This is a genomic window from Amycolatopsis sp. NPDC051045 (assembly GCF_040682955.1).
Taxonomy (GTDB): Bacteria; Actinomycetota; Actinomycetes; order Mycobacteriales; family Pseudonocardiaceae; genus Amycolatopsis.
This window is the reverse complement of record NZ_JBFBCC010000065.1, coordinates 1-1,359: the sequence shown is the minus strand read 5'-3', so window position 1 is coordinate 1,359 and position 1,359 is coordinate 1. Positions and strand designations below refer to the sequence as shown.

Sequence of the window (1,359 nt, the reverse complement as noted above, 5' to 3'; positions counted from 1 at the left end):
TACTCCAGCCGCACTTCGTTAGGTGGGGTGGCGTCGTCGGTAGTGGCTGGTCTTGGCGCGGTGCTGATGACGTCGTCGCCACTGTGACCAGGCCCAGGCGTGGATGCGGTCAGGCAGGCGGGTCAGGTGTGCCAGGAGACGGCGGATCTCGGCGAGGGTGAGTGGAATGAGGCCGCTGCCAGGGCTTTTGGGGTGATCGCGGCGGTGACGGCGAGGTAGGTGTGGGCGAGCATGGCCAGCGTGATGTGCCGGTACCAGGCGTCGTAGCGGCGGACCTGGTATTGGTCGAGGCCGACTTCGTTTTTGGCGGTTTGGAAGCATTCTTCGATGGCCCAGCGAGCTCCGGCCACGCGGACCAGCTCGGCGTCCTTGGTGTCCTCGGGGCCGCAGCAGAGATAGTAGGCAAGCTCGGGTTCTTTGTCGGCAGCGGTGATCTGCCGCCGGATAAGTAGCCAGCGAGTCCATCCGGGCGGGGTGTGTTCACCGGCGGGAAGGGACGCCACGGCCCAGTCGTAGAGTCGTGGTCCTTTCGCGCCGTCGCCGGCCGAGCGACGTTTCCAGGCTTGTTCCGGGGCGTGTTCGGCGGCGTGGTCGGCGCGGGCAGAACCGGTCATGGCGGGGATGGTCTGGCTACGGGGAACGGCGACCACGTAGCCGATCCGGTGCTGTTCCAGCCAGGTCCGGAACTTCGAGTCCTGGCCGTAGGCCTCGTCAGCTGTCACCCAGGACGCGGGAACACCGGCCTCGAGTGCGCGGGCGAGCATCGTCGTGGCCAGCCCCGCCTTCGTGGCGAATTCGACCTCGTCGGGAACGGCGGCGTCGCGGCACCGGGCACGATCGGCGATCCAGGACTTCGGAAGATACAGCTCCCGGTCGATCAGCGTCCGGCCCCGCCTGGTGGCATAGGCCAAAAATACTCCCAACTGGCAGTTCTCGACCCGACCGGCCGTGCCGGAATACTGCCGCTGCACACCCGCGGATTTGCTCCCCTTCTTCAAGAATCCGGTCTCGTCGACGATCAGCACACCGTCTCGCTCGCCCAGATGCCTCGCCGCATACGCCCGGACATCATCGCGGACACCGTCGGCGTCCCAACTGGCCGCGTTCAGCAGTCGCTGCATCCCATCCGGTGTCGCGTCACCGGCCACCTCGGCGAGTGTCCACCCATTCTTGCCCGCCAGCGGCGCCAACAACCCCCGCACATACGCCCGCGCACGCCGACGTGGCTCAGCCCGCGAGAACCGGCCCGCCACCAGCGCAAACAAATCCTCCAGCCCGGCCGCCCACGCCTCGACATCCGCATCCACGATCACAAGGTCAACAGGCTACACCTGTCAGTAACGAAGTGCGGCTGGAGTA

1 pseudogene is annotated in these 1,359 nt (G+C 66.8%); it reads right to left on the bottom strand.

Annotated elements, in window-relative coordinates:
* Nucleotides 1-18: 18 nt before the first annotated feature.
* Nucleotides 19-1,307, bottom strand: a pseudogene (locus AB0M80_RS44145) (IS701 family transposase).
* Between the last annotated feature and the right edge of the window lie 52 nt (nt 1,308-1,359).